We start from the raw sequence: 20,860 nt of genomic DNA, 5'->3' as shown, positions 1-20,860 counted from the left end.
CCAGCCGCATTTCCGGGCTGGCCTTTGTTTCTGGCGGGCATTGTGGCCTACTGCGTTTCGATGCTGCCAACCAGAACCTGACGGTCGTCGTTAATCGATACCCATGCGCCGGTGTTGTTTGCCGCCTGGCGCTTGAGATAATCGTAGTTCGTTTCATTCCAGGGCTTGATGCGTGGTTCCAGATTGTCCAGCACATAGTCGCCGCGGTCGGTGCGAACCGTAAGGACGGCGTGTCCTTCGCCATTCATCTGGCGGACGACAGTGATCAACAGGTCGCCGAGCGGAATTCCACTTTCGTTCAGCATTTTCCGCTTCAACAGCACATAATCCTCGCAGTCGCCGACAGTTGTCGGATACGACCAGACTTCCGCCTTACCCCAGATATCCATATCGGTGGCGGGCTGAACCTTGGCGTTGACGCTGCCGTTGACCTGAACCAGCAGCGTCCAGATCTTTGACGTCAAAGGCGTCGGCCTGGCATCGTTCTTTATGTTGCACTCGTTCTTGTAGGTCTGGCAAAATTCGTAGTGTCCAATTGGCTGCGATGTCCGTGCGCCAGTCTTCATGATTGCCGCGGTCGACAAGCTTGGGTTTGCCAGTGCGGTCATACATGTGAGCAGAAGCGCTGCCCCAATCAGAATTGTCTTTTTTATCATCCCGTCGTCTCCCCGGTTGAGACGACAATGGCAGAGAGAGTTTTATCGAGCGGAAATGTCGATCAGTAAATATGAATCAAATCAGTAGCAAAAAATAAACGAATTAGACTATAACTATGTATTAATAACTATTAATATTTTATTTAAATACAGTTATAAATGATGTTGTTGAAGAAAAACAGCATTAAGCATTCGTTGCTCGGGATATTATTTGATTTATGATGCCTTAATGCCGGAACGAGGATTGCAGCTATCTCGCCAGAGTTTCGTGGCATTTTGGCCAAAAAAATATGCGAGACGTGAAGCGAATGGATAAAACTATCAAAAAAATCGCAGGCGAGCGAGATCTGCGCGCGCAAATTGGGCCATTGAGCGCTATAATTGCATGCTTAGGGTGGCGATCGAACCAGCGTTGTAAAATGACAAAAGCAGTCAGCCCTGACGCCGTCAAAATGTCCTAATGGGGATTGAACTGTGAGGTATCTGGTACTGCATCCCCATACGCTTCTTTGACAGGTGATGCTTCACTTTCGTCGATTGGAATTGCTCTGCGTGGTAATCTGATGCGGAGTTTGTTGGCGGGACGACCGGTCCCGGTGTTCCGGTCACCGTTTGAGAAGGAGAGAATGATGAAGAGGATTTTTGCGATAGCGCTTGGCGCAGCATCGCTGGTTCTTGCCGGTGCGGCGGCGGCTGATGCTGCCGATGTCCCAGTGTACCGGGACCAGGGATTACGCGGCGGCGTGAAGATTGGTTTCCTCGATTGCTTCGTCGGTGGCGGAATCGGCTACGTTCTCGGATCAGCCAAGGAAATCGACTGCGGTTTCTATTCTGCACTCAGTGGCGAACCTTTGGATCGTTATAGCGGGGCAATCAGGAAACTGGGCGTCGACGTTGGCTTCACCACACGCACCAGGGTCATCTGGGCAGTCTTTGCTCCGACAGCCGGTTACCGGCACGGCTCGCTGAGCGGTCTCTATAAGGGCGCGACTGCAGAGGCAACCGTCGGCGCCGGCATCGGCACCAACGTGTTGTTTGGCGGTACTTCTGGCTCGGTCCATCTCCAGCCAGTCAGCGTCACCGGCCAGATTGGCCTCAATGTAGCTGCTACCGGTACGTCCATGACTCTTGCCTCGGTGAACTAAGAGCCATTATCGTTATTCCCTTCCGCGACGGCGGAAGGGAGTAGTGAAAGGTCCGCAATTCGCAGATGATATATTCAACGTAACGGGGACTCGCTTGAAAACAGGCGTTCGACTGGGGTTGCTTGCGGTGTGCTTGCTATGGTCACCCGCAATGGCGCGTGCAGAGTGGCAAGCTGTCGAGAAGGTGGCGCCTTACGCCATCACCGGAAAATCCGGTGCGGAACTCTATGCGTCGATCGGCGGCAAAGGTCCCAAGGTCGGCGGCATGGTTCGCGCCATCGCGCACACAAATTTCAAGCTGACGTGGACGCGGAAATACGAAAAGCAGGGCGATGCCTGCACCCTGGTTTCGGCGCGGCCGAAGCTGATCATTACCTATACGCTGCCCAAGCCGACCGAACAGCTGCCCGCCGAGGCGCAAAAGAATTGGGACACGTTCATCGCCGGTGTTCGCAGCCACGAAGTGGTGCATGGCGACATGATCAAGGATATGGTGAAGGCGATCGAGGCCGCCACCGTGGGGTTGTCTGTCCCAAACGACCCCAACTGCCAGAAGATCAAGATCGAGATGACAAAGCGTCTTTCCGAGCTCTCATTGGCACAGCGGCAGCGAAGCCGGGATTTCGACCGGACCGAACTCAGCCAGGGCGGCAATATCCATCAGATGATCCTGACATTGGTAAATGGTGCCTAGAAGAGCCGACTTATGCTGGTGACCGCGCGCCAACCCTGTCATGCATGCGGTCTGTAGCAGCGACAATCGCCTCGCTCATTCCGCTATCTTCAGGAGAATGGCCGGCATTGTTCACAATAATGAGCTCGCCATCGTTCCAGACCTTTGAAAGCTCCCACGCTGTGACAAGCGGTGCCTCAAGATCGAGCCGTCCCTGTATCATCGCACCTGGAATTCCATTGAGGATGTGGGCCTGTCGTAAAAGGATTCCGTCTTCCAGCCAGGCGTTGTGGTGAAAGTAGTGGGTCACGATGCGGGCCCGGGCCATACGGTAAGACGGATCGGCCCATTTTGCCGATGGCTTGGGATCAATGGAAATCGACGCTGCTTCCCAATCGTGCCAGTCTTGCGCGGCCTTCACGCGAATGTCCGGGTCGGCATTTCGCAACAGGCGATAATAGGCCGCTACGAGGTCGCCATCGCGCTCACGTTCAGGCGCACCGCCCCGGAAACGGGCCCATTGCTCAGGAAAAAGCGGAGCAAGCCCCCTGTAAAGCCAATCTATTTCCGAACGCCGCGTTGTTGTGGCGCCAACGAGGATCACGCCAGCAGTTCGGTCCCGATTCTGTATTGCATAGGCAAGGCCGAGGGTGCAGCCCCATGAGATACCAAACACCAGCCATCGATCGATACCCAGATATTGGCGCAGACATTCGAGGTCACCCAACAGATGCGCGGTCGTGTTAACGGAGAGATCGGTTGCCGGATCGCCCGCATGCGGCGTGCTTTGACCGCACCCCCGCTGATCGAAGGCATTGATCCGGTATGTGGCCGGATTGAAAAATCGCAACGATCTGGTTGAGTGGCCGGAGCCTGGACCGCCGTGGAGGATGACAGCAGGCATGCCGTCAGGATTGCCATATGTGGCCCAATAGATGCTGTTGCCGTCGCCAACGTCGAGCATACCGCTGTCGTATGGTTCAATGTGGGGATAAAGCTGCGGCATCTAAAGACCTGGTGAAGCTGGGCAATGCTCCGGCGTTCATCGGCGATCTCTGTGAATGTCTCATGACATTCAAGCCGTTATTATCAATATTGAATAGAATGGATTAGTGTTCGAACGCGATGTCGATCGCCTCGCGGCTTTGGACTATAGCAAATTCGATGGCAATGCCTTCCTCGAAATGGCGAACGACGCGTCCGCGCATGGAGCCGAGAATAACCTGGCTGTTCAGGGCAGGGCGCATGCGGATTTCGATGGCCGCGCCCGAGATCGACAGATCAATGATGCGGCAGGGGTACTGGCGTCCGTCGGCCATTGCGAGCGTCGTGATCGGATTGCGCGGCGCAATACGCTGGTGACGCCGGTCTTCCGGCATGTCCAGCTCATGCTTGTTGGCAAGCCATGTCAGTTGGGCGGCAATCTTGTTCTTCTTCCGGTCCGAGGCGACCAGGGACAGCAGAAACCCGCCTCGAACCATGCGCTCCACGGTGCCTTCGACACGGCCGATGTGATCGATATAAGCAATCACCCGTTCACCGTTGTTCGCTAACACGTCCGTGGTGATAATAACGTCGCCGGGAGACATTTCTTCGATCTGGCAGACATGTTCTGTACGGTCTTCGAGCATGAAGCGGCCGTAAAGCTGCACTTTCACGCTGTAGTATTTGCCCGTGGCGGCAGGGTTGGGGCTCGAATCGTCACGGTATAGTTGCATGAAGCTGTCCAGATTGCTGAATCGACAGTGGCGGATATGCGCAGACTAGGTCACAAGTCTTAATGCCAAGGTAACACGCCCGCTCGATGCTGACGAATTGCTAACCTATTCGGTGATTTTTCCGCCGTCGAAGACGCGCAGATGCCCGACCTTGCGGCTGACAATAGTCCGCGAGGAGGGCAATGGGACGGAAGCGGCGGCCTCCATCCTAGCGTGGATCGGATCGATGCCGGGTACTACCTGATTCCGAGGGTCGATGATCGAGACAGACTGAATGCGATTCTCCACGATCGCATCCGATTCTAGCCAGAATGGCCGGCCAATTGCGGTGATCATTCCCATCAAATGCTGTTCGTTCGCCTCACTGGCGAGAGGCAAGAGAAGCAATTTTAACAGTACCTTGCGGCCACGGGCACTCCTGCCTTCGTAGTTTAGCTGCACGACGGACTTGCTGGTCATGCTGTTCTTGACCAGCCGGGAGATCGTGTTCTTGTCCCGTGTGTGCCAAAGCGACGCAAAGGAGAGACCCTTCAACTCCCGTCCGTAAATGGAGCAGATGCGGGTCCCCGCCAGACGAAACCGTGGCTCGGATGTTCCGCTTGCCTGCAGGATAAAGGTGTCTGCGAGATAAGAACGCATCGGGGCAGGAGTGATTTCCTTGCGTTCCGGCGCCGCACGCGTCCCGCGCAGCCTGTTCCAGTAGCCGAAGAGTTCGCTTGTTGCATCATGCCGCATGGGATTCATCTGCTTTCGGAGACCAGCGCGCTAGTCGGGTGATTCCGACTCTGGCATCCACGAAACACAGACGCTACCGATCATGCGGCAAGCTCCACCGCCGGACTCGATTAAGGTTAATGATTGGTTTCGATTGTGGTGCGAACATCAGTATGAGACAACGTCTTCGAAACAACTTGCATATCCAAAATATCCCTGAATTAACGGCCGTTCAGCACCACTGAGCGGCCATTTTTCTGCCCGACGGTCTTCTTTCAAGCTTTGCTTGCGGCGCGATAACCGGCTAGCGTGCCGACACCGGCAAGTTGGAGAGTGTGAAGCGCGTATGAACAAATCAGTGGATGTCCGAAATCACTCATCCGGCAGGGAGCCGGTATTCAATATTCCGGGCGTCATACTGGCCATTATGGCTATATGCGGAATCGTCTTCATTCTCGAAGCCTATATACTGGATGACGGCCAGAGCAGCGCTTTCCTCTGGAATTTTGCCTTCATTCCGGCCCGGTTCTCCGAATATGGCGGGTTCTATTCGCCGGCGGCATGGCTGACCACCGTTACCTATTCGTTCATGCATGGCAGCATCGCGCACATAGCGCTGAACATGATCTGGCTTGCCGCGTTCGGGTCGCCGCTTGCCGCGCGCATTGGCCCGCTTCGCATGGCGCTGTTCTGGATCGTCACATCAATCGCTGCAGTGATGACGCATTATGCGGTCTATCCAGACAGTACAGCGCCCTTGGTGGGCGCGTCCGGCGCCGTATCCGGCATGATGGGCGCGGCCGCACGTTTTGGCTTCCGCCGGTCGCCGTTGCGTAATTCCGCGGCGTTTGTCGGCGACATCCTGCCAATTGGCGTAGCTTTGCGGATGCGGACAGTACTGGTGTTTCTCGGCGTGTGGTTTGTCACCAACATGCTGACTGGCCTCCTGTCAGTCGGCGTCGACAACTCGGCAACCATCGCCTGGGAAGCCCATATTGGCGGATTTCTGGTCGGCTTTTTTGGTATTTCCCTGTTCGACCGGCGTGATGATGATCGCATCGATGCTGATCTGTTGGTATAGTTGCAAATCGGTTGCAATAAACGCAACATACGCGCACGATGGATGAGGTCATCTGATGTAATCCGGGGGATTTCCGAAGACCTGGAGGCCAGTGTGCAAGGAGGATGTACATGACTGTTAAACTGATCCTGGAACGTAAAGGCTACGACGTATTCAGTACCACACCGGAAACGACGTTAGGCGATGCCGTCACAATGCTGGCCAAACACAAGATCGGTGCAATTGTTGTCTGTGATAAAAACAACGCCATCAAGGGCATATTGTCTGAACGGGATGTTGTCAGGGCGCTTGCGTCGGACGGCGCTGATGCGTTGTGGAAGCCAATCTCCGAAACCATGACCATGAAGGTCAAGGTCTGCAGCGAAAAGCATACGGTCAACCAGGTCATGGAGATAATGACCATGGGCCGTTTCCGCCATCTGCCTGTCGAGAAAGACGGACATTTGCACGGCATTGTATCGATCGGCGATGTCGTCAAACTTCGCATTGAAGAGGTAGAACGCGAGTCAGAAGATATCCGCACTTATATCGCAACCGCCTGAACCCATTCTCAAGGAGCGGCTAGAACACCAGTTTCTGCATACGTTCCAGTTCGCCGAGGCGCGCCATCGTTTCTTCATAGCCGAGTTTGATCGCTTCGTCGGCGCGGTGAAACTCGGCAAGCCCGACATGGCCGATTTTCGGCATCAGCATGATATCAGGCGGATCACCCGCCATGCGCGCGCGCGAGATCCGGTCCTGGATGATGTTGAAGGCTTCCATCATGACGCCCGTAATGCCGAGGCGCTTGGTGTAGGACGATCCGAAGCGAGAGCCTGACGCGTCGCCGTCACCTGCATGTGGATGAGGAGGTTCTGCCGCATGCTTGACCACAGCGGCGCGGCCGAACTGGTCATAATGAAGGTTCACAGCGACTACCAGAGGGTGTTCGTAAGACCGGCAAACCGCGACGGGGACAGGATTCACCAGAGCGCCATCTACCAGCGTCCGGCCATTGCATTCGACGGGCTCGAACACTCCGGGCAGGGCATAGGAAGCCCGCATCGCGGTGATCAGGCTGCCGCGCGTCAGCCAGATCTCATGCCCGGTATTGATTTCGGTACAGACAGCGATGAACCGCTTGGACAGATGTTCGATGGATAGTTGTTCCAGATGTTCGCGCAGGCGGCGATCGAGCTTCATACCGCCGAACAGGCCATTGCCGCCCAATCTCAGGTCGAGCAGGCTGAAGATGCCGCGTTTGGTCAGGCTGCGCGCGAATTCTTCGAGTTGATCGAGCTTGCCGCCAAGATAGCAGCCGCCGACGAGGGCACCGATCGAAGTACCGGCGATCATGGAAATCTCGATGCCTGCTTCGTCCAGCGCGCGCAACACCCCGATATGTGCCCATCCACGTGCAGCACCGCCGCCAAGCGCCAAGGCAATAGGTGTCTTGCTGTCGCGAGGCTTTTCCGGCGTCGTTACTGGCACGTCCGGATTATCACTGATGCCGATCGGTTCTGCCGCGCGCAACCGGCGCGATGCCCATTCGAGCATGGCACACACTCCTGAAGTCGTACTGTTTCAATAACCCCTGCATGGATTGCGATATTAGTGTTCAAGGATGAATATTGCGTAATTGTGACCGCTTAGCCAACCAAGGAAATAGGATTAAGAGTTCGCTAATGACGATTACGCGATTTACGAGGTGCTGGTTTCCGAAGTCATGACGAGCGAAGAGGTTCCATCGTTTGTAACGACCTGACGGTAAAAACAGGATCTGCGCCCTGTGTGGCAGGTCGGGCCGTCGCCGGCCACGGTCACTTTCAGCCAGAGCGCGTCCTGATCGCAGTCGGTGCGCATTTCGACGACCGTCTGCAGATTTCCGGAGGTCGCGCCCTTTTTCCATAGCGTCTTGCGCGAACGCGACCAGTAATGCGCGATCCCGGTTTGGAGCGTCAGTTGCAGCGCTTCGGCGTTCATATGTGCCACCATGAGCAGGTGACCGTCCTGCGCATCGGTGACAATCGTCGTCACCAGTCCCGACGCGTCAAAGCGCGGTGCAAACACCGCGCCTTCTTCGTTCTCGTGCTTGTCGCTGAGCGAGTTGGGAAAGGAAGTCATCTGTGCCAGTTCTAGCGCTTACCGGCCTCGAACAAGGGTCATGAAACGCACCTGTTCGTTGACATCGGTCTTGTAGGTGCCGGTGAACGTCGTCGTCGTCGTCATCGAACCGGATTTGCGAATACCGCGCATGGACATGCACATATGCTCGGCCTCAATCATGACGGCGACGCCACGCGGCTGCAATGACTCCTGGATGGCATTGGCGATCTGTGCCGTCATTGCCTCCTGCGTCTGCAGACGATGCGCATAAATGTCGACGACGCGGGCGATTTTCGACAGGCCGACAACCTTCTCGCCATCAGGCAGATACGCGACGTGCGCCTTGCCGATGATTGGGACCATGTGATGCTCGCAATGCGAGAAAAACGGAATGTCCTGGATAAGGACAATGTCCTCATACCCGGCGATTTCCTCGAAGGTGCGGCCAAGCACATCGGCCGGATCCTGCGAGTATCCGGAGAACAGCTCCCTATAGGCCTTCGCCACGCGTTCCGGCGTGTCCAGTAGTCCTTCACGATCAGGATCGTCACCCGCCCATAGCAGTAGCGTGCGGACGGCCGCTTCTGCTTCTGCCTGTGTCGGACGCCGTTTGTTGTCCTGCTTAACAGCCGCAGACTGCAAGTTCTTGATTACCGCATCCATCGCGATCTCCCGTAGTCGCCCTCAAAGGAGCGACGAGTTAAACGGCAATACACGATAGTCGTTCCCTGAGGGACGGACGGTGTATTGATGTGGGTATGAACCTTCGATCCATACCTGACCATATTACCCCATCACATAATTTAATCTATGCGACTTTGTGCTAGGTCACTGTCATACTATATAGAGAGGGAATTCGAGATTAATAGGGGTCAAAGCGGCGCACAATGATGTGTTTGCGGTGAACGCTGTGTCGAGGAACAAGCACCCATCATGATCAACGACGTTTACAACGCGCGTATTCTGGAATTTGCTGGAAATATCCAGCGGCTCGGCCGTCTGCAGGATCCGGATGCCTCGGCGACTGCCCATTCGAAACTCTGCGGCTCGACCGTCACTGTTGATCTCAAGATGCAGGACGGCGTCGTTTCCGATTTCGCCCACGACGTCAAAGCCTGTGCGTTGGGGCAAGCGTCGTCCTCGATCATGGCCCGTCATGTCATTGGCGCCACCGCTCAGGAGTTGCGGGACGTCCGTGAGGCCATGTTCAAGATGTTGAAGGAGAATGGAGCGCCGCCGGAAGGGCGTTTCGAAGATCTCAAATTCCTTGAACCCGTGCGAGACTACAAGGCACGCCACAATTCCACGATGCTGACATTTGATGCGGTCGTCGATTGCCTGAACCAGATTGAAAAGAAAACTGCCGAAGCAGCGGCCTGAGATCGATTATGTGTGATCAGCAAGCGCACGAGCATAAGCCGACGAATCCCGGTAGATATTCACGCAACTGGCGGGGACCTTGGCCGAAGACACCGGGCCGTCTGCTGGGAACCGGCCTCGTGCGCTTCTATCAGCTCACATTGTCCGGTTTCATTGGCAACTCTTGCCGCCACCTGCCCACATGTTCGGAATATGCCTACGAGTCGATTGCCCGCTATGGCTTGTGGACGGGAGGCTGGATGGGCTTGTTCCGTTTCATGCGCTGCGGTCCTGGTGGAACACAGGGATTGGACCCTGTCCCCACAACGCTCGACAGTCGCTTGGTTTGGTATCTGCCTTGGCGTTATTGGCGACTTCACCGCTCCTGAGCCCGGTTCAATCCATAATGACTGCTCGACCGGCGTGTCGATTGGGTGTATAGCGCACGCGCAGATTCAACCCATTTTTACCGGACCCAACCCTATGGAAGAATTTCATAAAGTTCGCCGCCTCCCACCTTACGTTTTCGAACAGGTGAATCGCCTCAAGGCGAGCGCGCGAGCGGCGGGTGCGGACATTATCGACCTTGGCATGGGTAATCCCGATCTGCCGACACCCCAAAGTATTGTCGACAAGCTTTGCGAGGCCGTCCAGGATCCGCGCACGCACCGCTATTCTTCGTCCAAGGGTATCCCGGGTCTGCGGCGCGCGCAGGCGGCCTATTACGAGCGCCGTTTCGGCGTCAAACTCAATCCCGATACGCAGGTCGTGGCGACGCTCGGCTCGAAGGAAGGCTTTGCCAACATGGCGCAAGCCATCACGGCGCCCGGCGATGTGGTGCTTTGCCCCGATCCGACCTATCCGATTCACGCTTTCGGCTTCATCATGTCCGGCGGCGTCATCAGATCAATCCCGGCCAAGCCGGATGACCAGTTCATCCCCGCGCTGGAGCGCGGGATTCGCCATTCGATCCCCAAGCCGCTCGCCTTGATCCTCAACTACCCGTCCAATCCAACGGCCCATGTGGCATCGCTGGATTTCTACAAGGATGTTGTGGCTTTCGCACGCAAGAATGAGATCATCATTCTGTCGGATCTGGCCTATTCGGAGATTTATTTCGACGGCGCGCCGCCGCCATCCGTGCTGCAGGTGCCAGGCGCGATCGATGTCGCGGTCGAATTCACCTCAATGTCGAAGACTTTCTCCATGCCCGGCTGGCGCATGGGCTTTGCCGTCGGCAATGAGCGGCTGATTTCGGCGCTGACGCGGGTCAAATCCTACCTCGACTACGGTGCTTTCACCCCAATTCAGGTTGCCGCAGCTGCCGCACTGAATGGCGATGGCTCGGATATTGCTGAAGTTCGCAATGTCTACAAGCATCGCCGCGACGTGCTGGTGGAGAGCTTCGGGCGCGCCGGATGGGAAATCCCGTCGCCGGCCGCAACCATGTTCGCCTGGGCGCCCATCCCGGAAAAGTTCCGCAGCCTAGGCTCGCTGGAGTTTTCCAAGCTGCTGATCGAGCACGCCGACCTTGCCGTCGCGCCTGGCATCGGTTTTGGCGAACATGGCGATGACTATATCCGCGTCGCACTGGTGGAGAACGAGCACCGTATTCGACAGGCGGCTCGCAGCCTGAAGCGGTTTCTTGCAACCGCCGATGAAAAACTGCACAACGTCATTCCGTTGAACGCGCGCCTTTGATCCGACGCACGTTGTACCGGAATCCGCGGCGCCGTCCGGCGCCGCTTCAGCGAAATTTCAGGGAATTGAACGATGAGTGAAGCGCTGCGCGTGGGAATCGCCGGACTGGGCACTGTTGGTGCCTCAGTCCTGAAAATATTGCGTGACAAGGGCGAAATGCTCACCCGCCAGTGCGGCAAGGAAATCATCGTGACCGCGGTATCGGCACGCGATCAGAAGCGTGACCGCGGAGTCGATTTCTCGTCCGCCACATGGTTCGATGATCCCGTTGCCTTGGCCAAATCCAACAATATCGATGTTTTTATTGAATTGATCGGCGGCGACGAAGGCCCTGCACGCGCTTCGGTTGAGGCTGCATTGAGATCAGGGCGCCACGTGATTACTGCCAACAAGGCTCTCCTTGCAAAACACGGCGTTTCGCTTGCCAAGATTGCGGAAGACAAGGGTGTGCTTTTGAACTTCGAGGCGGCGGTTGCGGGCGGCATTCCTGTCATCAAGGCATTGCGCGAGTCGCTGACCGGCAACACGGTTTCGCGCGTCTACGGCATCATGAACGGCACGTGCAACTACATCCTGACGCGCATGTGGGACGAGGGCATTTCCTTTGAGGATTGCCTCGCTGATGCGCAGCGGCTCGGCTACGCAGAAGCGGATCCGACCTTCGACATCGAGGGTAACGATACCGCGCACAAGCTCGCGATCCTGACGAGCCTTGCCTTTGGCACGCAGATTTCTGCCGATGACATCTATCTCGAAGGCATCAGCAATATTTCGCTGGCCGATATCAGGGCAGCAGACGAACTCGGTTACCGTATCAAGCTCTTGGGTGTCGCGCTGAAAACCGACAGTGGCATTGAGCAGCGCGTACACCCGACGATGGTGCCCGTCGAATCCGTCATTGCCCAGGTGCACGGCGTGACCAACGCCGTTGCAATCGAGACCGATCTGCTCGGCGAACTGCTCCTGTCGGGTCCCGGCGCGGGCGGCGCCGCAACGGCTTCGGCTGTCATTGGCGATCTTGCCGATATAGCGAAGAGCCGTCCGGGCTTCCAGCACGGGCCTGTCTTCGGCACACCGGCGAAGGCGCTGGCGCCCTATAAACGCGCGAGGATGCGCGCGCACGAGGGCGGTTATTTCATTCGCTTGACTGTGCACGACCGTGCGGGCGTGTTCGCCGCCATCGCCAAGCGCATGGCCGATAACGATATTTCGCTCGAATCGATCGTCCAGCGCCAGAGTGCCGACAATCAGCCGGAAGCAACGAAAACGGTCATTCTCGTGACGCACGAGACGACCGAAGCGGCGGTCAAGAAGGCGCTCGAGGGCATCGTCAAGGATGGCCATGCAACCGACAAACCGCAGATGATCCGCATCGAACGGGCAGGGTGACCTGTTCAAAAAACCCCGCTACCCCGTTTAATCGATTAGCTTTTTCGACGAGAGGTTTTTCTTGCCCGTCGGCTCTTGCCGCATGGTTGTGACTTTGACAAAAGGTTTGCATACCGATGCTAAGCAGCGCTGTATTTATTCGAAATACGGCAACTCGACACTAACGCAGGAAACATTATGCCGAAAACTTCCGACCAGACTGAAGCAGGCCTCGATCGTATCTTGACCCTTGAACTCGTGCGCGTAACGGAGCGCGCCGCTGTTGCTGCAGCGCGCTTGCGCGGACGCGGTGACGAGATGGCAGCCGATCAGGCCGCTGTCGATGCCATGCGCCAGGAGCTTAACCGCCTGCCCATCTCCGGTACTGTCGTGATTGGCGAAGGAGAGCGCGACGAAGCACCGATGCTCTACATCGGCGAGGAGGTCGGAACACGCAACGGACCGGCTGTTGATATCGCCCTCGACCCGTTGGAAGGCACGACGATCTGCGCCAAGAACCTGCCAAACTCCCTGGCGGTCATAGCGATCGCCGAAAAGGGCAATCTCCTCTATGCGCCTGACGTCTATATGGAAAAGATCGCCGTCGGACCGGGCTACCCGAAAGGCATCATCAATCTGGATGCTCCGGCAATTGAGAACATCACAGCCGTGGCCAAGGCCAAGGGCGTGCCGCTCAATGAAATCACCGCCTGCATCATGGATCGTCCACGCCACGCCCGTCTCATCGAAGAAGTGCGTGCAACGGGCGCTGCCATACGCCTGATCGGCGATGGCGACGTGGCCGGCGTGATCCACACCACGGATCCGGATGAAACCGGTATCGACATCTATATCGGCATTGGCGGTGCACCGGAGGGTGTGCTGGCGGCCGCGGCGCTGCGCTGCATTGGCGGCCAGATGCAGGGCCGTCTGCAGCTGAACAGCGACGACAAGATCGCTCGCGCAGCCAAAATGGGCATCAGCGATCCGAAGAAGATCTATACCATGGAAGAAATGGCCAAGGGCGATGTGCTGTTTGCCGCGACGGGCGTTACCGATGGCAATATGCTATCCGGCGTAAAATTTGCCCGCGACTATATCCAGACGCACACTGTCGTGATGCGCTCGCATTCGCAAACGGTGCGCGAAATCAAGGCCAAGCACCAGGACATGGCCAAGTTTCAGTAAGGAAAGCCGCCGCGTCGATATCAGCCGCCGGTCTCGAGAGGGGCCGGCGGCTCCATTTTAATCAATTCGCTGACATTTTTGACTGTACCCTATTGGGATCAAATGATTTTTGCTATTTTGATCTCAGAGGAATTCATTCCGATGGGACAGCCATGGATATCCGGTACGGAATAGCCAGTTGTATAGTGGTCCTGCTTGCAGCCGCGATTACTCCGTTGCATGCGCAGGAAGCTGATCTCGATCTGATCCAGGGCTACCGCTCCAGCGACATTCTGGTGGGGCTGCCCGACACCTCTGGACCATTCACTATTATAAACCGCACCAGTGACGCCCAAAATTTCAGCGCGACGGCCGAATATGCGGGTGTCGATGCCCGCGCGATCGTATCGATCACTGGGGTCAGGGCCAGCAATGTCGCCGGCATGTATCCGGTAAGGGACGGACCGGACGATCCCGTGGTGCGCAGCCTGCTCGACCAGGCGTTTCAGTATCACAGCACCCAGCCCAATCAGATTGCGGTGCGGACCAACGTCAGCTATGGCAACAGGGCGATGGCATGTGTCAGTTCCGACGATCCCCAGAAAAAGGACGATTTTCTGGTCTGCGCCACCGGCGTGCTTGGCCGTTACATGCTCATACAGCCGGTCATGAATTACAGACTGAGCTCAAAAGGGGTTGTTGACCGGCAACTCGCGGATTTCGCTTCGTCCATGGCTCAGGCCGTGAGCGAACTGGCATTGCCGCCTGGGCCTGGAAATTGACCCTCCACGGCAATTGCCGTTGGATACCTCTTAAGGAGCATTGCATTCAGGCGTCGCGGATGATTGAACGCTTGGATGATATCTGAGCGGCTCTTCCTCGGCGTTGAACAATCGGCCACCGGTTTGAAATGGATCGACCGGCTGGGACAACGCGAGGCAAACATCGCGCTCGCCATGGCGCAGAACCACGGCTTTCCCGACCTCGTTACGCGCGTGCTTGCGGGCAGGGGTGTCGGCCTCGATGAGGCTGCGGCCTTCATGGAGCCTACCATCAAGAGTTTGATGCCTGATCCCGCATCACTGACCGACATGAACCGGGCGGCAGAGCGCATCGCCAGCGCCATTGCCACGCACGAGAGCGTGGCGATTTTCGGTGATTATGACGTTGATGGCGCCTGTTCGTCGGCGATCCTGTCGCGGTTCCTGAGCCATTACGGCATCGCCAACCGGATTTACATCCCGGACCGGATTTTTGAAGGTTACGGCCCCAATCCGGCAGCAATGCAGGAGCTTGCCGGGCATGCATCGCTCATCGTCACGGTGGATTGTGGCACCAACAGCGCGGCTGCCATCGAGGCGGCGAAGGCTGCCGGGGCCGAAGTGGTCGTTCTCGACCATCACCAGGTTGGCGGCGAGCTGCCGGCTGCGGCGCATGCGGTGGTCAATCCCAACCGCGAGGATGATCTGTCGGGTCAGGGCCATCTCTGCGCGGCCGGGGTGGTGTTTCTCACCTTGGTGCAGACATTGCGCACCATACGCGAGCAGCATATCGCCACCGGCGTGCTTGCGCCGGACCTTCTATCGCTGCTCGATCTGGTGGCGCTGGCGACCGTGTGTGATGTGGTGCCGTTGAAGGAGCTCAACCGGGCTTTCGTGGTCAAGGGCATCCTGGTGGCCCGCGCGCAGCAGAACGTCGGGCTGGCCGCACTGGCGCGTGTTTCGCGCATTGGTGAACCGCTGAACGCCTTTCATTTTGCCTACCTTGTCGGGCCGCGGATCAATGCGGGCGGGCGGATCGGCGATGCCGGCCTCGGTGCCAGGTTGCTGACGCTCGACGACCCGAACGAAGCCATGCGCATCGCCGAAGAGCTCGACCGGCTCAACCAGGAGCGCCAGGCGATGGAAACCATCATGCTGGAACAGGCGGAGGCCGAGGCAATGGTCGAGCTTTCCGCCGGCACCGGACCTGCGGTGCTGGTCACCGCCAGCGACGACTGGCATCCCGGCATCGTCGGACTGATCGCGGCGCGGCTGAAGGAGCGGACGCGCCGTCCGGTTTTCGCCGTCGCCTTCAACGCCAATGGCACCGGCAGCGGTTCAGGCCGCTCGATCAATGGTTTCGACCTCGGAAAACTGGTGCGAAGCGCTGTCGAACAGGGCCTGCTGGTCAAGGGTGGCGGTCATGCCATGGCGGCCGGGATTACCGTGGAGCGGGCCAAACTCGGCGCTTTGCGGGCGTTTTTTGAGGAGAACGCTGGCGAAATGGTCGGCGAGCTGCGCTGCAATGCGTCCCTTGCCATCGATGGCGCTCTCAGCGCTGCTGGTGCGACTGTGCCGCTCTACGATACGCTCGAGAAGGCCGGTCCTTACGGTTCCGGACACCCGCAACCGGTACTGGTTCTGCCGCATCACCGGCTGGTCGACGCCCGGATGGTCGGCACGGCCCATGTCAAGGCGACACTGGCTGGCGCAGATGGCAAGCGCATCAACGCCATCGCCTTCCGGGCTGTAGGGAGCCCGCTCGGCGACTTTCTTTTCAAGGAGTTAGGTCAGTCTCTGCATGTGGCGGGAAACCTTGCGCTCAACCACTGGAACGGGTCGACCACAACGCAATTCCGCATCCTTGACGCCGCAAAAGCGGTATGAGATCGCCAAACCTCAGGTCAGGAATTGAGAACTTCCTTACAGTTCCTGCAGATTCCTGTTCCATTTTTACACGAGATATGTTCTAGTTTTGTTCGCATCTGAGAGCTTGAACATGCGTAAGCCTACCCATCCTGAAAAGCTGTACCTGGATTTCGACAGCTTCTTTGCCAGCGCCGAGCAGCAGCTTGATCCGGCGCTGCGGGGGTGCCCCGTTGCCGTGGTGCCGCTCGACTCGCCACATACGAGCGTCATCGCCGCAAGCCGCGAGGCGAAACCCTTTGGCATCAAGACCGCGACGTCGGTGCGTGAGGCGAAGGAAAAGTGCCCGGATATCGTCTTTGTCGAGGCGCGACCGGACGTATACGTAAAGTTGCATAACCGGATTCTCGAGACGATCGAACGCTGCGTGCCGATCGCCGCCGTTCGCTCCATCGACGAGGTGACCTGCACATTGCTGGCGTCGGAAGCACGCGACGCAGAAGCGCTGGTGGCGCGGATCAAGCGCGCCTTGCGCCATGAGATCGGGCCGCTGCTTACCTGTTCCATCGGCATTTCTGTCAACGAGCTTCTCGCCAAGATCGCGGCGGAAATGGACAAGCCGGACGGTTTCGTGCTGCTAGATCATGCCGACCTGCCCGGGAGGCTGCTCGACCTCGAATTGCGCGACCTGCCCGGTATATCCAAGGGCATGGCGGCGCGCCTCGGCGAGGCCGGTGTCACGGACATTGCCGGGCTTTGGGGGCTTGCGCCCAAACATGCCCGCGCCATCTGGAACAGCGTCGAGGGCGAGCGCTTCGTTTCGGCGCTTCATGGCTATGCGGTGAAAAAGCCGGAGACGGTCAAGCGTATGTTCGGCCATGGCCGCAACCTGCCGCCGGACTGGCGCGCGCCGGAGCGGGTGTTGCAATGCGCAAGGCTCCTGACCCTGAGCGCCGCCCGCCGCCTGCGCCGCTCGCATTTCCGTGCCGGCGCGATGAGCTATACGATCGGGGTAAGGCGCGACAGCCGCGTGACGCTGGAAGGACAATTCCGTCCGGCGCGCGACGACCACACTTTCCTGAATTGTCTCAACGGCTTGCACGAGAAACTGGTCAAGTCGGGTGAGATGCGTAACATCAGCAATGTCACGGTGGTGCTGCATAACCTTTCCGGCGAGGAGGAGGCAAGCCGCGATCTCTTCGACACCGGCGGGAATGTGAAACAGCGTGGCCAGTGGGAACGTGTGTCGGACATGCTCGACAAGGTGCGCATTCGCCATGGATCGAAGGCGCTCAATCTCGGTCCGGTCAATGGCCCCGGCAATTATATCGGCTCGAAGATCGCCTTCGGGCGCATTCCCGAGCCGGAAGATTTTTGAATCGCGGAGGCCGGCGGCACCTCATCGGCACCGCCGGCCTGTCCTCTATCGATTGTCGGGTTCCGCCCGCACCAGTTCGAGGCCGCGGCGGGTGACCCGGTAAGGTCCGCCGCCAGCGGAGGCGATGGCGCGCTTCTGCTTCAGCTTGCGAAACAGCCGCAGATCGCAGGCCATGTAGCGGGAGCCATCGCGGGTAAGGCAGATGATCTCGCGAATGGTCTTGCGCTCGTCCTTTTCAGCTATGATTTTGCCGCCCTGGGCGAGCAGGTGAAGTATGCGCTGTTCGTCGCGCGAAATGTCCATGTCTGTAGTCCTGAGGAAAACGGGCCAAAAGCCCATGAGAACGCATCCGCAGCCGAGCGATCGGCGCGGGGCTCCTGTTTTCACGCCCCAACTTGCAAGGAAGCTGGGGCCCTAGCGGGACTCAGACTGAGAAGACATAAGAACTCCATCGGATGGTGGATGGCCGATATATAATGCGGGGATGAACGATGTCAAAGTGGATCAGCTTGCCGGCGGCAGGGCGGCGATCTGTTCCTGCAGCCGCAGGAACGGACCGGGACTGAGTTCCGCGGGCTGGGTGTAGGGGTTGGAGAAGGCGAAGATGAGAAAGAGGATAACGCCCGTATAGGCGCCGAACAGCGAGATCAAGACGATGTTGCGGCGCATGGGCGGATAGGAATAATAGGCGAGGGCGATGAAGATCACCCCGGAAATGGCGGCGAACCAGAATATCCCGCTGAGGGAATCGGCAACGGTGCTCTCGCGTTTGGTGCGGCTTTCCGAGACGAGATAGATCCGGTCGAGCATATGGCCGCGCAGGCTTTGCTGGCGCGGATTTGCGGGCACAAGGTCGAGGATCGCCCGATAGGCTTCATCCCACTGCGCCCAGGCTTCCGGCGACAGCCGGTTGGTCTCACCGAGCCCCGGCCACTCCTTGTCGATGACGACGCGGATATAGTCAGAAAGCTCCTTCTGAATCGGCACCTTTTCGGCATCGCCATAGCGCCCGGCATCGAAATAGATATCGGCGACGGCATTGGCCTCGGTGGCGGTCTGAAGCCTGAGCTGCTGATAGCTGAACATCTCCTGGGCAAAAACCAGCGCCAGGATCAGACCATGCAGGGCGGAGACACGGAAGACAACCGAGCTCGCCAGGTCTCTTTCGTGCGTCTCGTGCTCGCTGCCACTGATCCACCGCATCAGGAAATAGCAGGCGAGCGTCAGCGCGATGGTCCCGCCGATGAAAATGGACCCGATGAAAATCCCCAACCCCATGCGTGCCTCCCGCCAACGGCCGCTTCGGCTGACAGCGCGCGGCGAATGGCGCGAAGGCAGCAGCATGAATACAACCGGTGGTTTCCCCACGGAGCAATGTACGTGTATTTGAGAAAAACGCTACTGGGGGAGCTGAGTGTCCTTCAAATGTCGGCTGCGATAGGGCATGCTTTCCGCCGAAACACCAAAGCGAGTCTATAACATGCCCCCTATCAATCTCGGCATCGTCGGCGTCGGCAAGATCGTTCGCGACCAGCATCTGCCATCAATCGCCAAGAGTGCGGAATTCAATCTTGTCGCGACCGCAAGCCGCCACGGCACGGTCGACGGTGTTCCGGCCTACAAATCCATCGAAGAAATGCTTGATGCGGTGCCGTCGGTCGATGCCGTTTCTCTTTGCATGCCGCCACAATATCGCTTCGAAGCCGCCCACACGGCGCTTTCGGCCGGCAAGCATGTTTTTCTTGAGAAACCCCCCGGAGCGACGCTTTCAGAAGTCGCTGATCTGCAAGCGACGGCTGCAGCCAAAGGAGTATCGCTCTTTGCAAGCTGGCATTCGCGCTATGCACCAGCCGTCGAGCCTGCCAAGGCATTTCTGGCGTCCACCCAAATCAAAAGCGTGCAAGTCATCTGGAAGGAAGACGTGCGTCACTGGCATCCGAACCAGGCCTGGATCTGGCAGGCTGGCGGGCTTGGCGTTTTTGATCCGGGTATCAACGCGCTGTCGATCGTCACGCACATATTGCCGAGGTCCGCTTTCATCACCGCGGCGACGCTGGAATTCCCGGAGAATTGCGACGCACCCATTGCCGCCGAACTGCACTTCAAGGATGCCGCCAACATGCCCATCCACGCTGTGTTCGACTGGCGGCAAACCGGCAAGCAGACCTGGGATATCGTTGCCGAGACCGAAGCTGGTACCATGGTCCTCGCCGAAGGTGGCGCGAAGCTGTCGATCAATGGCGAACTCGTGTTCTCCGAACCGGAGCAGGAATACCCGGCACTTTATTGCCGATTTGCCGAAATCATAAAATCCGGTACGTCGGATGTCGATATAGCGCCGCTCCGCCACGTGGCCGATGCGTTCCTGCTCGGCAAGCGCAAGGTCGTGGAAGCCTTTTTCGATTGATGGGGCGATGGGGGTTACTGGCCCATCGAGGGACGAACTGTTCACCTATATAAATCGCCCATAGCTGATGTACTCATGTTCGTTATAGTATGCGGGCTGAGGTACATGCCGGACATGCAAACCGATAACATCAGCTTGATTGATAATGATTTTGAGTTGCTCGAAATACTACTATGTTTATGAAGTAAAATCATGATACTGAATCGACATGGAAAACGTTGCTTCTGATCTTATAAGCAATATCGAAGGCTATCAGCAGTTAATTACGACGCTGTCGAGTGGCGGCAGGGGTGTTTGCGTTGCTTTCGCAGATTATTTTTCATAATGCACAAAACTCTCATAAGATTTCCTTGAGTTGGACGCCGTTGATATTAGTCGCTGTTGCTTTCTATCTATTAGCAATCCTATTCGGCGTATTCACCAAAAGTGCATTGGTCTCGCCTGTGTCAGTACTGCACGGAATCGAGTGGGGTTCCGAGTCTGCAACAGTTTATTTGAGGCAAGCCGGTTTGACGCATATAATGTTGTGCGCAATGCTACAAATCGGCGCATTCGGCGTGGGGACGCTACTGCTTTTTGTAGTTCTAGAGCGTTTCATGTTTTCACCGAAGCGTATCCTGCGTTGGTAAAGTAGTTGGCGCATTCGTCTGGTTCGATGGTGTTGGCGAGGTAGCCGAGATGGCGCCAGGTGTCGTCGACGGTTCGCTTTTGAGCCTGGCGCATCCAGTGCTTGATCTTGGCAAAGACCTGTTCGATCGGATTGAGGTCGGGGGAATATTTC

22 protein-coding genes and 1 pseudogene are annotated in these 20,860 nt (G+C 57.5%); 13 read left to right on the top strand and 10 right to left on the bottom strand.

Annotated elements, in window-relative coordinates; all coding sequences use genetic code 11:
* Positions 1-47 precede the first annotated feature (47 nt).
* Positions 48-656 (bottom strand): transglutaminase-like cysteine peptidase, encoded by a 609-nt coding sequence (locus tag CU102_RS16280; RefSeq protein WP_106712161.1) that lies wholly within the window; start codon positions 654-656, stop codon positions 48-50.
* A gap of 629 nt (positions 657-1,285) precedes the next feature.
* Here CU102_RS16280 and CU102_RS16275 point away from each other — a divergent pair.
* Positions 1,286-1,801, top strand: a complete 516-nt coding sequence (locus CU102_RS16275; protein ID WP_106712285.1) for a DUF992 domain-containing protein — start codon at positions 1,286-1,288, stop codon at positions 1,799-1,801.
* Between the two features lie 151 nt (positions 1,802-1,952).
* Positions 1,953-2,495 (top strand): DUF922 domain-containing Zn-dependent protease, encoded by a 543-nt coding sequence (locus CU102_RS16270; protein ID WP_106712160.1) that lies wholly within the window; start codon positions 1,953-1,955, stop codon positions 2,493-2,495.
* A gap of 10 nt (positions 2,496-2,505) precedes the next feature.
* Here CU102_RS16270 and pip read toward each other — a convergent pair whose 3' ends face one another.
* From pip to CU102_RS16255, 3 genes are all read right to left on the bottom strand, one after another.
* Positions 2,506-3,480, bottom strand: a complete 975-nt coding sequence (gene pip, locus CU102_RS16265; RefSeq protein WP_106712159.1) for a prolyl aminopeptidase — start codon at positions 3,478-3,480, stop codon at positions 2,506-2,508.
* Between the two features lie 103 nt (positions 3,481-3,583).
* Positions 3,584-4,192: a PilZ domain-containing protein gene (locus tag CU102_RS16260; protein WP_106712158.1), complete on the bottom strand. Its 609-nt coding sequence runs from the start codon at positions 4,190-4,192 to the stop codon at positions 3,584-3,586.
* A gap of 105 nt (positions 4,193-4,297) precedes the next feature.
* The gene (locus CU102_RS16255; protein ID WP_166648470.1) at positions 4,298-4,927 is read right to left on the bottom strand and encodes a PAS domain-containing protein; all 630 of its coding nucleotides are present in this window, start codon (positions 4,925-4,927) and stop codon (positions 4,298-4,300) included.
* Between the two features lie 325 nt (positions 4,928-5,252).
* On the opposite strand from CU102_RS16255, the gene CU102_RS16250 reads away from it, so the two are divergent.
* Positions 5,253-5,987, top strand: a complete 735-nt coding sequence (locus CU102_RS16250; RefSeq protein WP_106712156.1) for a rhomboid family intramembrane serine protease — start codon at positions 5,253-5,255, stop codon at positions 5,985-5,987.
* A gap of 110 nt (positions 5,988-6,097) precedes the next feature.
* Positions 6,098-6,529, top strand: coding sequence for a CBS domain-containing protein (locus CU102_RS16245; protein ID WP_106712284.1), 432 nt, complete (start codon positions 6,098-6,100; stop codon positions 6,527-6,529).
* Positions 6,530-6,548: 19 nt separating this feature from the next.
* Here the strand turns inward: CU102_RS16245 and CU102_RS16240 are convergent, their stop codons facing one another.
* The 3 genes from CU102_RS16240 to folE form a co-directional block, all read right to left on the bottom strand.
* Positions 6,549-7,523 carry a patatin-like phospholipase family protein gene (locus CU102_RS16240; RefSeq protein ID WP_106712155.1) on the bottom strand — a complete coding sequence of 325 codons (975 nt, stop codon included), beginning with the start codon at positions 7,521-7,523 and terminating at the stop codon, positions 6,549-6,551.
* Positions 7,524-7,667: 144 nt separating this feature from the next.
* Positions 7,668-8,090, bottom strand: a complete 423-nt coding sequence (gene hisI / locus CU102_RS16235; RefSeq protein ID WP_106712154.1) for a phosphoribosyl-AMP cyclohydrolase — start codon at positions 8,088-8,090, stop codon at positions 7,668-7,670.
* A gap of 18 nt (positions 8,091-8,108) precedes the next feature.
* On the bottom strand, positions 8,109-8,735 hold the full coding sequence (folE, locus tag CU102_RS16230; protein ID WP_106712153.1) for a GTP cyclohydrolase I FolE: 627 nt from the start codon (positions 8,733-8,735) through the stop codon (positions 8,109-8,111).
* Between the two features lie 270 nt (positions 8,736-9,005).
* Between folE and CU102_RS16225 the strand changes: the two genes are divergently transcribed.
* From CU102_RS16225 to CU102_RS16190, 8 genes are all read left to right on the top strand, one after another.
* Positions 9,006-9,452, top strand: coding sequence for an iron-sulfur cluster assembly scaffold protein (locus tag CU102_RS16225; protein WP_106712152.1), 447 nt, complete (start codon positions 9,006-9,008; stop codon positions 9,450-9,452).
* An 8-nt stretch (positions 9,453-9,460) separates the two neighbouring features.
* Positions 9,461-9,820: a membrane protein insertion efficiency factor YidD gene (gene yidD, locus CU102_RS16220; RefSeq protein ID WP_106712151.1), complete on the top strand. Its 360-nt coding sequence runs from the start codon at positions 9,461-9,463 to the stop codon at positions 9,818-9,820.
* Between the two features lie 94 nt (positions 9,821-9,914).
* Positions 9,915-11,132 (top strand): LL-diaminopimelate aminotransferase, encoded by a 1,218-nt coding sequence (locus CU102_RS16215; RefSeq protein ID WP_106712150.1) that lies wholly within the window; start codon positions 9,915-9,917, stop codon positions 11,130-11,132.
* A gap of 72 nt (positions 11,133-11,204) precedes the next feature.
* The gene (locus CU102_RS16210) at positions 11,205-12,521 is read left to right on the top strand and encodes a homoserine dehydrogenase (RefSeq protein WP_106712149.1); all 1,317 of its coding nucleotides are present in this window, start codon (positions 11,205-11,207) and stop codon (positions 12,519-12,521) included.
* Between the two features lie 177 nt (positions 12,522-12,698).
* Positions 12,699-13,688, top strand: coding sequence for a class II fructose-bisphosphatase (glpX, locus tag CU102_RS16205; RefSeq protein WP_106712148.1), 990 nt, complete (start codon positions 12,699-12,701; stop codon positions 13,686-13,688).
* A 185-nt stretch (positions 13,689-13,873) separates the two neighbouring features.
* Positions 13,874-14,449: a hypothetical protein gene (locus tag CU102_RS16200; RefSeq protein WP_106712147.1), complete on the top strand. Its 576-nt coding sequence runs from the start codon at positions 13,874-13,876 to the stop codon at positions 14,447-14,449.
* Between the two features lie 75 nt (positions 14,450-14,524).
* Positions 14,525-16,315, top strand: a complete 1,791-nt coding sequence (gene recJ / locus CU102_RS16195; protein ID WP_106712146.1) for a single-stranded-DNA-specific exonuclease RecJ — start codon at positions 14,525-14,527, stop codon at positions 16,313-16,315.
* Positions 16,316-16,427: 112 nt separating this feature from the next.
* The gene (locus CU102_RS16190; RefSeq protein WP_106712145.1) at positions 16,428-17,672 is read left to right on the top strand and encodes a Y-family DNA polymerase; all 1,245 of its coding nucleotides are present in this window, start codon (positions 16,428-16,430) and stop codon (positions 17,670-17,672) included.
* Between the two features lie 45 nt (positions 17,673-17,717).
* Here CU102_RS16190 and CU102_RS16185 read toward each other — a convergent pair whose 3' ends face one another.
* Together CU102_RS16185 and CU102_RS16180 are read right to left on the bottom strand one after the other, a co-directional pair.
* A complete protein-coding gene (locus tag CU102_RS16185; RefSeq protein WP_106712144.1) occupies positions 17,718-17,975 on the bottom strand; it encodes a YjhX family toxin in 258 nt (85 codons plus the stop codon).
* Positions 17,976-18,176: 201 nt separating this feature from the next.
* Entirely contained in the window at positions 18,177-18,950 is a 774-nt protein-coding gene (locus CU102_RS16180) for a bestrophin-like domain (protein ID WP_106712283.1), read from the bottom strand.
* Positions 18,951-19,152: 202 nt separating this feature from the next.
* On the opposite strand from CU102_RS16180, the gene CU102_RS16175 reads away from it, so the two are divergent.
* Positions 19,153-20,079 (top strand): Gfo/Idh/MocA family protein, encoded by a 927-nt coding sequence (locus tag CU102_RS16175; RefSeq protein WP_106712282.1) that lies wholly within the window; start codon positions 19,153-19,155, stop codon positions 20,077-20,079.
* Between the two features lie 594 nt (positions 20,080-20,673).
* Here CU102_RS16175 and CU102_RS16170 read toward each other — a convergent pair.
* Positions 20,674-20,860, bottom strand: a pseudogene (locus CU102_RS16170) (IS630 family transposase); the annotation flags it as partial.

This window comes from Phyllobacterium brassicacearum (assembly GCF_003010955.1).
GTDB lineage: Bacteria > Pseudomonadota > Alphaproteobacteria > Rhizobiales > Rhizobiaceae > Phyllobacterium > Phyllobacterium brassicacearum.
Note: the sequence above shows the minus strand (reverse complement) of the source record. Positions and strands in the feature narration are given on the sequence as shown.

Excerpts from the sequence above, each read along its gene's own strand:
- CU102_RS16280 (WP_106712161.1), bottom strand. The coding sequence starts at position 656 with ATGATAAAAAAGACAATTCTGATTGGGGCAGCGCTTCTGCTCACATGT.
- CU102_RS16275 (WP_106712285.1), top strand. The coding sequence starts at position 1,286 with ATGAAGAGGATTTTTGCGATAGCGCTTGGCGCAGCATCGCTGGTTCTT.
- CU102_RS16270 (WP_106712160.1), top strand. The coding sequence starts at position 1,953 with ATGGCGCGTGCAGAGTGGCAAGCTGTCGAGAAGGTGGCGCCTTACGCC.
- pip (WP_106712159.1), bottom strand. The coding sequence starts at position 3,480 with ATGCCGCAGCTTTATCCCCACATTGAACCATACGACAGCGGTATGCTC.
- CU102_RS16260 (WP_106712158.1), bottom strand. The coding sequence starts at position 4,192 with ATGCAACTATACCGTGACGATTCGAGCCCCAACCCTGCCGCCACGGGC.
- CU102_RS16255 (WP_166648470.1), bottom strand. The coding sequence starts at position 4,927 with ATGCGGCATGATGCAACAAGCGAACTCTTCGGCTACTGGAACAGGCTG.
- CU102_RS16250 (WP_106712156.1), top strand. The coding sequence starts at position 5,253 with ATGAACAAATCAGTGGATGTCCGAAATCACTCATCCGGCAGGGAGCCG.
- CU102_RS16245 (WP_106712284.1), top strand. The coding sequence starts at position 6,098 with ATGACTGTTAAACTGATCCTGGAACGTAAAGGCTACGACGTATTCAGT.
- CU102_RS16240 (WP_106712155.1), bottom strand. The coding sequence starts at position 7,523 with ATGCTCGAATGGGCATCGCGCCGGTTGCGCGCGGCAGAACCGATCGGC.
- hisI (WP_106712154.1), bottom strand. The coding sequence starts at position 8,090 with ATGACTTCCTTTCCCAACTCGCTCAGCGACAAGCACGAGAACGAAGAA.
- folE (WP_106712153.1), bottom strand. The coding sequence starts at position 8,735 with ATGGATGCGGTAATCAAGAACTTGCAGTCTGCGGCTGTTAAGCAGGAC.
- CU102_RS16225 (WP_106712152.1), top strand. The coding sequence starts at position 9,006 with ATGATCAACGACGTTTACAACGCGCGTATTCTGGAATTTGCTGGAAAT.
- yidD (WP_106712151.1), top strand. The coding sequence starts at position 9,461 with ATGTGTGATCAGCAAGCGCACGAGCATAAGCCGACGAATCCCGGTAGA.
- CU102_RS16215 (WP_106712150.1), top strand. The coding sequence starts at position 9,915 with ATGGAAGAATTTCATAAAGTTCGCCGCCTCCCACCTTACGTTTTCGAA.
- CU102_RS16210 (WP_106712149.1), top strand. The coding sequence starts at position 11,205 with ATGAGTGAAGCGCTGCGCGTGGGAATCGCCGGACTGGGCACTGTTGGT.
- glpX (WP_106712148.1), top strand. The coding sequence starts at position 12,699 with ATGCCGAAAACTTCCGACCAGACTGAAGCAGGCCTCGATCGTATCTTG.
- recJ (WP_106712146.1), top strand. The coding sequence starts at position 14,525 with ATGATATCTGAGCGGCTCTTCCTCGGCGTTGAACAATCGGCCACCGGT.
- CU102_RS16190 (WP_106712145.1), top strand. The coding sequence starts at position 16,428 with ATGCGTAAGCCTACCCATCCTGAAAAGCTGTACCTGGATTTCGACAGC.
- CU102_RS16185 (WP_106712144.1), bottom strand. The coding sequence starts at position 17,975 with ATGGACATTTCGCGCGACGAACAGCGCATACTTCACCTGCTCGCCCAG.
- CU102_RS16180 (WP_106712283.1), bottom strand. The coding sequence starts at position 18,950 with ATGGGGTTGGGGATTTTCATCGGGTCCATTTTCATCGGCGGGACCATC.
- CU102_RS16175 (WP_106712282.1), top strand. The coding sequence starts at position 19,153 with ATGCCCCCTATCAATCTCGGCATCGTCGGCGTCGGCAAGATCGTTCGC.